This is a genomic window from Streptomyces hundungensis (assembly GCF_003627815.1).
GTDB lineage: Bacteria > Actinomycetota > Actinomycetes > Streptomycetales > Streptomycetaceae > Streptomyces > Streptomyces hundungensis_A.
Genome location: NZ_CP032698.1, coordinates 5,973,731 through 5,986,714, shown reverse-complemented (window position 1 = coordinate 5,986,714; position 12,984 = coordinate 5,973,731). Strand labels below are relative to the sequence as shown.

Below are 12,984 nucleotides of genomic sequence, written 5' to 3'. Positions count from 1 at the left end.
ATTCCCGGCCAGCGTGTCCCGCCGTACGGTGGGCGTATCGCATTGTCACGGCACTGCATTAGAAGGGGCACCATGGACATCCCCGCAGACCTCAGCGCTGGTGAGCGCATCCGACTCCTCCGTGAATCACGAGGCAAGACCCGCGAGATGCTCGCGAGCATGTGCGGCCGCGGACCTGACTGGCTGAAGAAGATCGAAAGCGGCGAGCGCGAACTGCACAACACTTCGTTGACGCTGAAGATGGCGGCCGCGCTCCAGTTGTCGGACGCATCGATCCTGACGGGAGCGGCTACGCCGATGACCGTCCCGACGGGGCGCCTTGAGCACCCGGGGATGCCTGCGGTGTGGGACGCGGTGATGACACGGCGGCTCAGCCCTCCCCCGGCGGGCGGGCCGGTGAACGTCGCCGATCTGCAAAGGCGCGTGGACCGTACGTGGATTCAGTGGCATTCGACCGGCGAGAACCGCACCGAGGTGTCCAAGGTGCTTCCGCGCATGATCCGGGACGCTGAGGCGGCCGTACGCCTGACGACAGGAGAGGACCGGCGGGCTGCGCTCGTCGCTCTGTCCGACGTCTACCGTCTCACTGGGCAGGCGACGGCCTACGTGGCGCCGGCCGAGATGGCGTGGGTCGTTGCGGACCGGGCGATGTCTGCCGCGCAGGACGCCGACAACCCGGCGGCCATCGCAGCCGCGGCCTGGAACATGGGCAACATCTTGCGGGAGACCGAGTATCCGGAGGAGGCGCTCCGTGTGGTCTTGGAGGCCGCGGACCTCATCCGGCCGCACCTGGACACGGCGCCCGACGACTGGCGTGGCGTGTACGGGGCGCTGCAACTGCACGCCGCAGTCACGGCGGCGCGGGACGCTCGCGCTGGCGACGCGTGGCGGTACTGGGAGGCGGGTGACCAGGTCGCCAAGTCGTTGCCGACCGCGTACGTCCACCCCTCTACGGTGTTCGGCCGCGCGAACGTCGACTTCCATCAGGTCAGTGTCGCGACGGATCTGCGCACCGCTCGGGCCGCGCTCGCGGCGGCCGACGAGATCGACCCGGACTCCATGCCGTCGATCGAGCGGCGGGCCCGGTTGTGGGTCGAGGTCGGCCGCGGGCATCTCCAGCGCGGCGACCGCACGGCCGCCCTGCACGTCATGAAGTTGGCCCACGAAATCGGCGCCGAGACGGTCCAGTTCACGCCGTCCGCGCGGACCGTGATCGCCGAGCTGTGGCGGCAGGCTCCTCGGGCACTGCGGCCCGAGGCCGCTCAGCTTGCCGAGAAGGTGGGGCTTCGCGAGGTCAGCTAGGGGGACAGGGTGGGACACGGGGACAATCTGTCCCAGTTACCTACCAGCATCTCCCTTACGGTGGCGCCTCCTGACGGATCCTCACCACCCGGGAGGCACCATGCCCCGTCGGCACGCGTCACCGCGCGACGCGAAACCCACATGCGACGACAGCACCGGCGAGGTCCGCGTGCCGCTCGGCGTCTGGAACGTCGACCGCCTCGACGAGGACGTCGACCTCGTTCTCTCCTACGGTGAAGCGCAGCGGCTACACGCTGCCCTCGACGTGCTGCTCGACCGTTGCGCCCGAGCCCTGCGCCGAGCGGTGCCGGTCCAGTGATGCGCACAACTGCCGATCGAGACGCCGCCGTTGCGGTGTGGCTGGCCGACAGCCTCAACCGCCCGGCCGGCGCGCGTGAGCAGTGGGAGGAGTACCACCTTGCGGTCCTTGCGTTGGGGCGCCGGTTCTCCGCCGTCCGGCTGGCCGATGATCTCGTGTATGCCGTGGCGGCCACCGCGGGGCCGGTAACTGCGACCGCCGCGCTCCGGCGCCTGCGAGGCCCTGTCATCCACGATGTCCGCGGGCACCGCTTCTACGCCCTCGTGCCGCCTTCTCCGCCGAGTCAGAGCCTCGGCCCGTACGCCACGTACCTCGGCCTCGGAAACTACATCGGGGTGCCCCGGGTCGGGGACGCCGAGCCGGTCGAGCGGCTCGCGGCTTACTGGGTTGTACCCATGGCCACGCCGGGTGCGCTGTGCGATCCGATGCAACTTGCCGACCTGATCGAGACAGGCACGGCCATCCTTGGAGTGGAGACCACGGCATGAAGCAGTGGGACTACGTCGTCGTCGTCTGCGAGGGCCGGACCGGACTTATCCCCCGCGATCTGGACAGCAGCGTCACGTCGCCCGGGGACGACATGAAGCGTGTGGCGTTCGTTCCTTCTGCTCGGCCCGGCGATCTGCCCGACGCCACGATCAAGACCCGCGAACTCCGTCGCGCCACACCTGAGGAGGCCGCGGCCGTCAAAGCGCTGGGCCTCACCCGGGAATCGCAGCGCAGCTACCTCTCGCCGCGCAGCTGAGACTCCGGCCCCTGCCGCCGCCGACCCGGCAGGGGCCGGACCCCCAAAGCCACTGACTCCCCGCCCTGGCTGACACTCCCTGGCAGGACCGCGGCCGGGGCGGGGGCGGAGCCAGCACGGGCGCCGCTCATAGACTGGCGCATCCGCCGCGACGAGAAGGAATGATCACAAATGCGCATCGAGAGGTTCCACGCGTTCGCCACCGAGGCACTGGCCAAAGCACCCGACGTCCAGACCGTGGACCGCTGGGACCGCGGCGAAGACCACCTGTACGGCTGGCAGATCACCCTCACGTCCGGGGCCCGCATCTGGGCAGGCCTCACTGCCGTGGCGCCCCCCGGCGAAAAGAGCGACCAGCCCGAGACGCCGGTCACTGGCGAGGCCCCCGCAGAGTCGCCGTACCCGGAGCTGTACACGAACGGCAAGACGACCCCGCGGGTTGCTGCGCACTACCTCGCCGCCGCTCTGACGAACTCGGGGAACACCGAGATCCTCCGGGCCGAGGCCTACGCGGAGGACGCACAGAACCCCGGGTTCGGCGTGATCTTCCACTCGACGGGCCGGGCCCACTGCCTGTTCCACCACACGGCCCGGCCTGGGCAGGACAAGGGGACCAACGCGTTCTCCCTGCAAGGCGAGTTCTGATCTTCCCCGGCCGACAGTGGCCGGGGAGTGCACCATCACCAGCACCACCCCTATCGAAGGGATGTGTCGAAATGGAATGCACCTGTCGTCACCGAGGAGAGCGGTTCGATCCGGCCCGGGTCGCTGGCGGCTGCCCCGTCTGCGGCTCGATCAACGGCGCAGAGCCGGGCCAGCCCACGCCATCGCACCAGGCGGAGGGAAGCCGGGAAATGTGTCCGGGATCGGGGCAGCCTGCCAGCTGAGTAGCGCCTGAGCGCCCCGGCCATCAGCGCTCCCCCGCGGTGGTGGCCGGGGCTTTCTACTGCCGCACTAGGTCTGCCAGGGGTACGCCGATGGCGTCGGCAATCAGGATGAGGATGTCGAGGCCCGGCGAACTGTGGCCCTGCTCGATGCGGTTGTACGTCGCCCGGTCTATGCCGGCGCGCAAGGCGACCTTCTCTTGCGTGAGGTTCGCGTAGAGACGTGCGGCGCGGATCCGGTCGCCGATGGCCCGGCGGCGGGTGTACTACCCAGTCGGGCGATGGAGCGGAGCGTGGCACGTGTCCACGCTTACGGCGCCATGATCGAATGTATGTCCGCCCGTCGGCGCCGCCTCGTGCGCGCCCGGCCGGGCGGGACGGTCGACGGCGTACGTGGATCCGCCGTAACTGACCGTCCTGCGTTCTGATTCAGTCAGAGCGCGCCGCCTCGCCCCTCCCGAGGGGCGACGCGGTTTACTGTGCAAGAAGGCCCCCCGCCGACTGATGCGGCAGGGGGCCTCTCCCCGTGGACCGGACCTCCCCGTCGCGGCACCACAGGATCTGACCGGCGTAGATCTGGCGCGCGTGGGGGAGACGCGCCGGCCCCGGTCGGACTGCACTCTAACCAGTTGTTGACGCCACGCAAGCCCCCCGAAAGAGTGATGGCGGAGGCCTCGACTAGCAAGATCGCGGGGGGATGTGGACTCTTTGTGGACTTCGATCACAGAGAAGGCCCTCCAGTCGATCATGACTGGAGGGCCAAAGCAGGCTCTCACCTGCTCCTATCTCGTCGGTGGGCGTGGACGGTTTCGAACCGCCGACATCTGCTTTGTAAGAGCAGCGCTCTACCCCTGAGCTACACACCCGTGGATGAGGGACCAGCGTACATGGCCCACGGGGTGCCGCCGCAAACCCGATTGCGGACCCGATTGCGGGCGGGGGGAAGGAGGGGGTGGGGGTAGCACCCCCTCGGATTCGGTAGCAGGCTCCAGTCCGTGTTCACGTGCGGCTTCGTACCGTGGAGAGGTACGGCCATCGCACGTCATCGGGGGATCATCACCATGGGTTTTCACTGTCGCACCGCGCTGCTCGCCACCGTCGGGGCCGGCGTCGTCGCCCTTGCGCTGACGGGGTGCGCGAGTTCTGATCCCGCGAACGCGCCCGTGGAGCACAAGAACTTCGCCTTCGCCGGGAAGGCGCTGACCATCGAGGGCAGTAGCTCCACCGTCGTGGTGCGGTCGGCGGACGTGCGGGACGTCGAGGTCGCGCGGCAGGTCGACGGCTGGGTCGCCTTCGGCAGCGGGCCCGATGCCGACTGGCGGCTCGAACAGGGCACGCTCAGCCTCTCCGTGAAGTGCAGCGGGGCCGTCAAGGACTGCGGCGCCCGCCACGAGGTGACCGTGCCGCGCGGGGTCGCCGTGACCGTGCGCAGCGACGACGGACGGATCGAGGCCAGCGGGTTCGACACCCCGCTGACGATCGCCTCCGACAACGGGCGGGTCAGCGTCACCAACTCCTCCGGCCCCCTGGACCTCACCTCGCACAACGGGCGGATCGAGGGCGAGGGCCTCCGAGCGAAGACCGTCCGGGCCGCCTCCGACAGCGGCCGGGTGAGCCTGGCCTTCGCCGTCGTACCGGACAGCGTGGAGGCCACCAGTGACGACGGGCGCGTCGACCTCGCCGTGCCGAAGGACACCTACAAGGTCACCGCCGGCTCCGACGACGGCCGCGTCGCAGTCACCGTCGCCCGCTCCGATTCCAGTACGCATGCCCTGACCGCCCGCAGCGACAACGGCCGGGTCACCGTTCGCAACGGGTAAGCCGCGACGGGTGAGCCGCAACGGGTGAGCCGCAACGGGTGAGCCGCAACGGGTGAGCCGCAACGGGTGAGCTGAAGGTGGCCACCTCCGAGGCGGCCCCCTTGGCGGCGGCCACCATGGCGGCGGCCACCTTCGACGTGGCGGACGCCGCCGGCTCCCTGGGCCGCGAGGAGAACCCCGAGGAGAACCCCGAGAGGAGCCCTCAGAGGAACCCCCGAGAAGAACACCCCCAAGAACAACAGGGAGAACCGTGAACTGACCGGGCCGTGTGTTCGTCCTTCCCTGGTGGGAGAATGGACCCGCAGGGCGACACAGCACGGGAGAGGGATGTGACGGGGACACACGCGCGGCCTGACAGCAGAGCGGGTGCCACCGTCCGGGACGTGCTGGCGCTGATCGCGTTTCCCGTGGTGCTCGGCGCCGTGGCGCTGCCGGGCGCCTTCGCCGGGGGCGGTACGCGCCGCTGGTTCGGGGGGCGCGGCGAGAGCGTGCGCGCGGACGCGCAGGCCGCCAAGGACGCCGCGGCGGCCGCCTTCTACGAACTCGACACCGCCCAGCGCGATCTGCGGATCTCCATCGAGACGATCATGGCCGTGGACAGTTCGCCCGGCGCGCGCCGGGCCGTCGACGACTTCGCCGCTCTCGGGCGCCGTATCGACGAGGTCTCCAACCAGTACATCAACGCCGTGGACGCGCACGACCTGGACCGGGACGACCTGGACGCCTCCGTCGCCGCACGGGCGCGCACGGAACTCGCCGCCGCCAAGGACGAGCTCGTCCGGGTCAAGGGCGAGCTCGACCGTTTCGAGCAGAACCTGCGGCCGCTCCTGGACACCGCCGAGACCCAGCTCGCCCGGCTCGCCCCCGCCGTCGAGCGGGCCCGGCACGCGCTGCTGGGCGCCAGCACCGCCCTGGACGCGGTACGCGCCTCGGGGCTGCGCGCCGACGACCTCGCGGCCCGGCTCGCCTCCCTCGGACCGGAACTGACCAAGCTCAACCAGGGCGCGGGGCAGCACGGTGTGCCCGAGACGCTCCAGCGCGCGGACCGGGTGCTGCGGGACGCCGAGGCGGTGCGGGCCGAGGCCGAGCAGCTGCCCGCCAGGGCCGCCGAGATCGACCGCAGGCTCGTCTCGCTGCGCACCCGCGCCCAGGCGCTCACCACCCGGGCCGGCAATGTCGACCCGATCCTGAGCGAGCTGCGCCGCCGCTTCACCGCCGCCTGCTGGCAGGACCTCCAGCAGGTGCCCGAGCAGGCCGCCGTCTCCGTACGGCAGGCGGAGGACAAGCTCAAGGAGGCCGCCGCGGCGCGCGACGAGCAGCGCTGGGCGGACGCGACGTCGCGGCTCAGTACGGTACGGGCGCTGCTCAACTCCACGGACGAGGCCGTCTCGGCCGCCGGTGACCGGCTTCAGCGGCTCAACGCCGTCTCCAAGGACCCGCAGCAGGAGATCCAGCGCACCCGGTTCGCGATCCGCGACGCCCAGCGCCTCGCGATGTCCGGCCGCACCACCCCCGACCCCCGGCACGCCCGGCCGCTCGACGACTGCGTGGCGCGCCTGGACCGGGCGATCGCCACGCTGGAGGGCCGCCACCCCGACTACTGGCACTTCCTGACCGAGACCGAGGCGGTGCGCCGCGCCGTGGCGCAGGTGGTGGCCGACATCCGGGAGGAGCTCGGCCACGGCTCCTGAGCCGCCAGCCAGGTACTGCGGCTCCTGACCCGCCCACCCGGGTACCACGGCTCCTGAGCCGCCGCCCCGGGCCGACCAGGCCGGGCCCGCGCCCCGCCCCCGCCCCGCTGAGTTGTTGCGGGCCCCGCCCGGGCGGATCCTTGAGTACGTACGCCCTGCGTGCCCAGGGACGAGGAGGGCTCCCACTATGGCCACCCATACGATCTCCCAGCGCATCAACCACAGCCGCGTCTCGCTCAACGAGCACCTGCCGATCGATCACCGTCTCAACAGCGTCTACCGCTTCGGTGCCGGCGCCATGGGCATCGTTCTGCTGATCTTCGGCATCCTCGGTCTGATCCATCGGATCGGCTTCTTCGACACCGGCGGTGACACCGTCGCCGGGCTCAGCACCAACGGCGCGCTGAGCGTGCTGTCGATCGTCGTCGGCCTGCTGCTCCTGTACGGGATGGTCAGGGGCGGCAACTTCGCCTCGACGCTCAACATCGTGCTCGGCGTCCTGTTCTTGGTGAGCGGCTTCGTGAATCTGGCCCTGCTCGACACCTCGCGCAACTTCCTGGCCTTCCAGATGCAGAACGTGCTGTTCAGCTTCGCGGTCGGGCTGCTCCTGATGGTGTTCGGGATGTACGGGCGCGTCACCGGCTTCCTGCCGTACGACAACCCGTACTGGAGGGCGCGCCACGAGCACCTCGACGAGGAGCGCCCCTAGGCCGGGTCACAGGGCCCACGGAAGACGGACCTCCGGGCCCGGGGAGCGCTTAGTCTGGGCCCATGCCTCGTTACGAATACCGCTGCCGCTCCTGCGGCGACACCTTCGAACTCAGCCGCCCGATGGCCGAGTCCTCGGCCCCCGCCGCCTGCCCGGCCGGTCACGACGACACCGTGAAGCTGCTGTCCACGGTGGCCGTGGGCGGCGCCGCCACGCCCGGCCCTGCCCCGTCCGCGGGCGGCGGCGGAGGCTGCTGCGGGGGCGGCTGCTGCGGCTGATCCCGGCGCACTGGCCCCGGCGCCCCTATCCCGGCGCACCGATCCCGGTCAGATCTTGCGGGACAGCGTCAGGCCGTCCGCGACGGTCAGCATGACGCTGTCCATCCGCGGGTCCTTGGCGACGTGTTCGTTGAAGGCGCGGATCGCCGCGGGCGACCCGGTGGCCTCCGCGTCGAGGACCGTGCCGTGGTACAGCACGTTGTCCGCGGCGATGAGGCCGCCGGGCCGCATCCGGGGCACCAACTCCTCCCAGTACGCGATGTAGTTGCCCTTGTCCGCGTCCAGGTAGGCGAAGTCGATGTGCGGTTCGGCCGGCATCGCGCGCAGGGTGTCCAGGGCGGGCGCGATCCGCAGCTCGATGCGGTCGGCGACCTCGGCCCTCGCCCAGGCCTCCTTGCCGTACGCCGTCCACTCCTCGGAGATGTCGCAGGCGATCAGCTTGCCGTCGGCGGGCAGCGCCTGGGCCATGGCGAGGGCCGAGAACCCGGTGAAGGTGCCCACCTCGACGACATGGCGGGCGTTCACCAGGCGTACCAGGAAGGCGAGGAGCGGTGCCTGCTCCTCGGCCGACTGCATCCCCGCGTGGTCGGGCAGCCGGGCGTAGGTGGTCTTCACCAGGTCCCGCTGGACCTCGTCCAGGGGCGGGTTGTGGGCCAGCATGTAGGCGTACAGCTCATCGGTGATCTTGGTGCTGTTTCCCTTGCTCATGCGGCGACCGTACCCGCTGCCGCGCGGCGCGGAAACGCTCCTCAGCGTGCGGCGCGGGCCAGGAAGCGGCGCAGGATCTCCTCCCCCGCCAGCACCCCCCGCTCGACCAGCGCCTCGGTGCCCGGGGCCAGCCAGCCGGCCTCGGCGAGCTCGCCGTGGCCCGGCCGCCAGCCTTGGTCTGCGGCGAGCAGCAGGTCCGCGTCGAGGAGCGAGTCCCCGGCGGCGAGGGTGAGCTCGGCGCCGGTCCTGCGGGCCACTTCCCGCACCGCGGCGCTCTTGGTGAGCGGCTTCGGCACGGCGTAGATCTTGCGCCCCTGGAGCGAGACCGTCCAGCCGAGCGGGTCGGCCCAGGCGGCGAGCTCCTTGACCCACTCCCCGGGCAGCAGCTCCCGCTCCACCACGAGATAGACGAACAGGTCCTCGGCGATCCGCTCCTTGCGCAGCCAGTGCGGATCGGCGACGGCCCGCACATGGGCGCGGACCTCGTCGAGGGGAGCACACTCGGTGGCGATGCGGTCCGTCACCGAACGGGCCCACTCCACGTCGGACACCCCGTCCACGAGCAGGTGGCCGCCGTTGGCGCAGATCGCGAACTTCGAGGGCGGGCCGGGGAGTTGGATGCGCTGGTACTGCTTGCGGGTGCGGGTGGTGGTGGGCACGAACACCGAGGACGACTTCAGCTCGGCGAGCAGCCGGGCCGCTTCCTCGGTGACGTACGACAGGGGCTTGTGCTCGTGCACCTCGACGCAGAGCAGCCGCGGCGCCCGGTGGTCGGGCATGGTGAGGGCGAGGGCGGCGGCCGAGTAGATCAGGGTGCGGTCGAGATCGCTGGCGACGAGCGTGCGGGCGGCGTTCACTGCGCGACCACCGCCGTGCCGTCGGCGCCGGTCGCGCCCCGGGTGTACTGGGGGTGGATGAGGCCGACACAGCTGTACGGCAGGCCGTCCACCTCCTCGACCGGTACGCCGCGCTGCTCGGCGAGGAGCCGGATGTGGTCGAGGTCGGCTCCGGCGCCGCGCCCGGCGAGGATCTTCCAGGGGACCCGGCGCAGCAGCACCCGGGTGGTCTCGCCCACGCCGGGTTTGACCAGGTTGACGTCGTGGATGCCGTACTCCTCGCTGATGCGCTCGACGGCGGCCCAGCCCTCCCAGCTCGGGGTGCGGTCGGTGTCCCGCAGGGCCTTGGCATCGCGCTCCACCTCGGGGGCGACCTCCTCGAAGCGCGCGGCGACGGAGTCGAGGAAGTGGCCCGAGACGTCGGCGCCGGCCAGTTCCCGGTAGAACTTCGCGCCGTGGAAGTCACCCGGGCCGATGAGGTCGCCGCGCAGCACGGTGCGCGATATCAGGCCGGACACCGTGGAGTTGAGACAGGCGGAGGGGATCAGGAAGTCCTCGCGGGTGCCGTAGGTGCGCACACAGGAGCCGGGGTCGGCGAGCACCGCGATCTCCGGGTCGAAGTCCGCGAACTCGGGGAACTCGCCCAGGGCGGCGGCCAGTTCACGGGTGATGGCGCCCTTGCCGGTCCACCCGTCGACGAAGACGACGTCGGCGGGGTCGTGGTGGGCGGCGAGCCAGCGCAGCGCGTTCGGGTCGATGCCCCGGCCGCGCACGATGGAGACCGCGTAGTGCGGCAGGTCCAGGCCGTGGCGGTACTGGGCCCAGCGGCGCATCAGGACGCCGACGGGCGTTCCGGCGCGGGCGAGCGAGACCAGCACGGGGCGCGGATGGGGGTCCCCCAGGCGCTTTCGGCGTTGGGGGAGCTCGGCCAGGATCGTCTCGGTCACCACTCCGACGGCCCGCGCGATCCGTCCGGCCGAGCCGTCCAGCGCGGCCCGGAACAGCTCCTGGTACTGCGGGCTCGGCTGGTACTCGACCGGCAGCGACTCCGCGTAGTGTGCGCCGCCGCTCTGGATGGCCTCCTCGCGCTCCTCGGTCGGCGCTTCGAGCGCGACCGAGGAGAGGTCCTTGAGCAGCCAGCCCACCTCGTCGGGCGCGTAGGAGGAGAAGGCGGGGCCGCGCAGCGGCTCGGGCATGGGGGCACCTTGGGGTACGTACGAGGGCACGACGGCGAGCACGACGTGCGGTAGGTGGGCGGCGAGCTGGGCCAACAGGCCGCCGGGGGCGTGCAGTTGGGGGGTGTCGGCGGCCGAGTCCACGACCACCACGACGGCGTCGAAGCCGCCGCCCGCGACGTTGTAGGCGTACCGCTCGCCTGGCCCGTCGGCCGGGTCGTCGTGCGCGGGGAAGGCGAGGCGGGTGCGGATGGCGTAGCCGGGGTCGTCGACCGCGAGGACGGGCGAGCGGGTGGTGGTGGAGTAGCGCACCTCGGCGCCGCCGCGCTCTTCGAGAGCGAGGGCGAGGCGCAGCGGCGCGTACATCAGCTCCTCGAAGCCGAGCACGAGGACGCGCGGCGTTCCGGTGGCGCGGGGGAGATCGAGGGCCCCGGCCAGGCGCGCGGCCATGCCGGGCAGAGCGGCCTCCAGGGTGGCCCGGTGCGCGGGGGTGAATCCGTGACGGGCGCCGTCGGGCAGGCCCTGGGGCCAGTCCAGGTCGACGCGGCGCGCGGGGCTCGGGGAAGGAGCGCTGCTCTTACAAAGCAGATGTCCGGGGTTCGCCGTCTCGTACTCCTCGACCAGCGCCCGGCCCTTGTCGAGGACGCCCTCCGGGAGCCGGACCGTGCCCGACGCGGAGGCGATGAGGTCGATGCGGGCGCCGATCTCCGCCGCGAAGGCGGTGAGGCGGTCGCGGTCCCGCGGGGAGCGCATGTCGACGAGCGCGACGATGACGTAGTGGTCGCGCGGATGGCGCGCGTGCAGGTCACGGATGGTGTTGAGGACCGTGTTGCCGGTGGAGAACTCGTCGTCGACCAGCACCAACGGGCCCTGCCCTGCGAGGAGTCGGGGGTCCTCGGGGAGCAGCAGATGGGAGGTGGCGTGGGAGTGGGACTCCTCGAAACCGCCCGCCGTCGCGACGCCCGCGACGGGGCGGCGGGTGGAGTGGAGACAGGGAGCGAGGGACAGGCCGTCGGCGACCGAGTGCCCGAGGCCCGTCGCGGTCTCGGCGTAGCCGAGCACCACGGCCCGTCCGGCCGCCTCCCTTCCCAGCAACTCCCTTACGCGCAGGCCCAGTTCGTACCCGGCGCCCCACACCACGGACGGCCGCTGCGGTACGTGCTTGCCCAGGACATGGGAGACGAGCAGATGGGCGCGCTTGGGGTTGCGGCGCAGGGCGAGGCCGAGCAGGGAGCTCAGCCGCTCGTCCCCGACGAGCTCGACTCCGAGCCGCTCGGCGACCCACGTTCCCGACCACTCGACCACGGTGCTGTGTCCCTCTGTTCGTTCGGTCATTCGGCGAGGCCCGCCGTCAGCAGGTCCACGAAGCCGACGTCCTCGGCGGCGACGCCGAACACCTCTGCCCGCAGCAGGGTGCGCTCGGCCCAGGCGCGGTGTGGCTTCACCTCGTTCATCTTGTTGGTGTACGCCGAGCGCAGCACCCCGCCGCCGCCGCGCTCGGGCCGCAGGATGTCCGCCGCGTCGCTGAACTCCTCGTGGCTGACCACCGACAGGGCGTGGACGGGCATCACGTGCGTGGGGTGGATACAGGTCTTGCCGAGCAGCCCGTTGGCCCGGTCGAGCTCGATCTCGCGCAGCAGCCCGTCCAGGTCGTGCTCGATCAGCGCGGTGCGCAGCTCCTCGGCGCGGCCCTCCAGGAAGGGGCTGCGGCGCAGTTGGGGCTTGAACATCCGCTCCTGGAGCCGGAAGTACTCCCACACGGGGCCCGTGATGGTGAAGCCGCTGCCGTCGGCGCGGCCCAGCACGTTCACCACGTCCGCTATCACCCCGGCCACGATCTTCACGTCGTACGCCGTCATGTCGGGCGAGCGGCGCAGTCCGTAGGCGGAGCAGAAGTCGGTGACGCCGAGGCGGAGGGCGAGGATCCGCTCGCGGTACTTCTCCACCGTGCGCGCGATTCCGGCCAAGGTCTCGGCCCGGGTCTCCAGGTGGAGCAGTTCGGGGGACTCCAGGACGGGCATGGCGAACAGCCGGCGTCCGCTCGCGGACTCGGCGGCGGTGAGCGCCTCCAGGAAGCCCATGCCGCGCTCCTCGGTGAACTTCGGCAGGACGAAGCCGCACAGGAGGCGGGCGGAGGTGCCGAGGCGCCGCACCAGGTCCGGGATCTGGAGGGGGTCGCGGACCCGCACGAACAGCAGCGGGACCTCTTCGCCGCGGGCGTCGAGGTCGGCGAACTGGCGCACCAGGTTGGCTTCGGCGGCCACCACCTCGGCGTCGTCGATCGAGTCCTCCAGGCACAGCACCATGGACGTGACGCCGCGGCGGGCCTGTTTCAGGACGTCGCCGGCGAGCGTGGGCCGGGTCGCGGGGCTGTAGAGCGTGGCACCGAGGGCGGCCGACAGCACGCGTGCGGACGAGCCCGCGGTGAACTCACAGGGCTCCTGATGGAAGAGGCTCTTCCGCACAGCCGGCGGGACGTGCCCGAAATGCCGCATCTACATCCCCTGTACTGCCAGG

General features: G+C 71.4%; 15 protein-coding genes and 1 tRNA gene. 10 read left to right on the top strand and 6 right to left on the bottom strand.

Annotation, left to right across the window (positions count from 1 at the left end; translation table 11 throughout):
- The first annotated feature begins 72 nt into the window (after positions 1–72).
- The 5 genes from DWB77_RS26495 to DWB77_RS26475 all read left to right on the top strand — a co-directional run bounded on the left by DWB77_RS26495 (position 73) and on the right by DWB77_RS26475 (position 3,011).
- Positions 73–1,302, top strand: coding sequence for a helix-turn-helix domain-containing protein (locus DWB77_RS26495; RefSeq protein WP_120723755.1), 1,230 nt, complete (start codon positions 73–75; stop codon positions 1,300–1,302).
- Between the two features lie 100 nt (positions 1,303–1,402).
- Positions 1,403–1,621 carry a hypothetical protein gene (locus DWB77_RS26490; protein ID WP_120723753.1) on the top strand — a complete coding sequence of 73 codons (219 nt, stop codon included), beginning with the start codon at positions 1,403–1,405 and terminating at the stop codon, positions 1,619–1,621.
- Complete coding sequence (locus tag DWB77_RS26485) at positions 1,621–2,109, top strand: hypothetical protein (protein ID WP_162952624.1); 489 nt, start codon at positions 1,621–1,623, stop codon at positions 2,107–2,109. Before DWB77_RS26490 ends, DWB77_RS26485 begins: the two co-directional genes overlap by 1 nt.
- Positions 2,106–2,366, top strand: coding sequence for a hypothetical protein (locus DWB77_RS26480; RefSeq protein ID WP_120723749.1), 261 nt, complete (start codon positions 2,106–2,108; stop codon positions 2,364–2,366). The genes DWB77_RS26485 and DWB77_RS26480 overlap by 4 nt, the downstream gene beginning before the upstream one ends.
- A 171-nt stretch (positions 2,367–2,537) precedes the next feature.
- The gene (locus DWB77_RS26475) at positions 2,538–3,011 is read left to right on the top strand and encodes a hypothetical protein (protein WP_120723747.1); all 474 of its coding nucleotides are present in this window, start codon (positions 2,538–2,540) and stop codon (positions 3,009–3,011) included.
- A gap of 298 nt (positions 3,012–3,309) precedes the next feature.
- On the opposite strand, the gene DWB77_RS26470 is transcribed toward DWB77_RS26475, so the two are convergent.
- Entirely contained in the window at positions 3,310–3,486 is a 177-nt protein-coding gene (locus tag DWB77_RS26470) for a helix-turn-helix transcriptional regulator (protein WP_342778039.1), read from the bottom strand.
- A 558-nt stretch (positions 3,487–4,044) separates the two neighbouring features.
- Positions 4,045–4,116: transfer RNA gene (locus DWB77_RS26465), tRNA-Val, on the bottom strand.
- 195 nt (positions 4,117–4,311) lie between these two features.
- Between DWB77_RS26465 and DWB77_RS26460 the strand changes: the two genes are divergently transcribed.
- The 5 genes from DWB77_RS26460 (at position 4,312) to DWB77_RS26445 (ending at position 7,748) form a co-directional block, all read left to right on the top strand.
- Entirely contained in the window at positions 4,312–5,070 is a 759-nt protein-coding gene (locus DWB77_RS26460; protein WP_120723743.1) for a DUF4097 family beta strand repeat-containing protein, read from the top strand.
- A gap of 77 nt (positions 5,071–5,147) precedes the next feature.
- Complete coding sequence (locus tag DWB77_RS37980) at positions 5,148–5,324, top strand: hypothetical protein (RefSeq protein WP_162952623.1); 177 nt, start codon at positions 5,148–5,150, stop codon at positions 5,322–5,324.
- A gap of 39 nt (positions 5,325–5,363) precedes the next feature.
- A complete protein-coding gene (locus DWB77_RS26455; RefSeq protein ID WP_428985152.1) occupies positions 5,364–6,761 on the top strand; it encodes a hypothetical protein in 1,398 nt (465 codons plus the stop codon).
- Between the two features lie 187 nt (positions 6,762–6,948).
- On the top strand, positions 6,949–7,470 hold the full coding sequence (locus DWB77_RS26450; protein ID WP_120723739.1) for a DUF4383 domain-containing protein: 522 nt from the start codon (positions 6,949–6,951) through the stop codon (positions 7,468–7,470).
- A 62-nt stretch (positions 7,471–7,532) separates the two neighbouring features.
- The gene (locus DWB77_RS26445; RefSeq protein ID WP_120723737.1) at positions 7,533–7,748 is read left to right on the top strand and encodes an FmdB family zinc ribbon protein; all 216 of its coding nucleotides are present in this window, start codon (positions 7,533–7,535) and stop codon (positions 7,746–7,748) included.
- Positions 7,749–7,796: 48 nt separating this feature from the next.
- On the opposite strand, the gene DWB77_RS26440 is transcribed toward DWB77_RS26445, so the two are convergent.
- From DWB77_RS26440 to DWB77_RS26425, 4 genes are read right to left on the bottom strand one after another with little or no spacing between them, the layout of a single operon-like run.
- Positions 7,797–8,456, bottom strand: a complete 660-nt coding sequence (locus DWB77_RS26440; protein ID WP_120723735.1) for an O-methyltransferase — start codon at positions 8,454–8,456, stop codon at positions 7,797–7,799.
- 41 nt (positions 8,457–8,497) lie between these two features.
- The gene (locus DWB77_RS26435) at positions 8,498–9,313 is read right to left on the bottom strand and encodes an HAD family hydrolase (RefSeq protein ID WP_120723733.1); all 816 of its coding nucleotides are present in this window, start codon (positions 9,311–9,313) and stop codon (positions 8,498–8,500) included.
- Entirely contained in the window at positions 9,310–11,802 is a 2,493-nt protein-coding gene (locus tag DWB77_RS26430) for a phosphoribosyltransferase (protein WP_120723731.1), read from the bottom strand. Before DWB77_RS26430 ends, DWB77_RS26435 begins: the two co-directional genes overlap by 4 nt.
- A complete protein-coding gene (locus DWB77_RS26425) occupies positions 11,799–12,962 on the bottom strand; it encodes an HpcH/HpaI aldolase/citrate lyase family protein (protein ID WP_120723729.1) in 1,164 nt (387 codons plus the stop codon). The genes DWB77_RS26430 and DWB77_RS26425 overlap by 4 nt, the downstream gene beginning before the upstream one ends.
- Between the last annotated feature and the right edge of the window lie 22 nt (positions 12,963–12,984).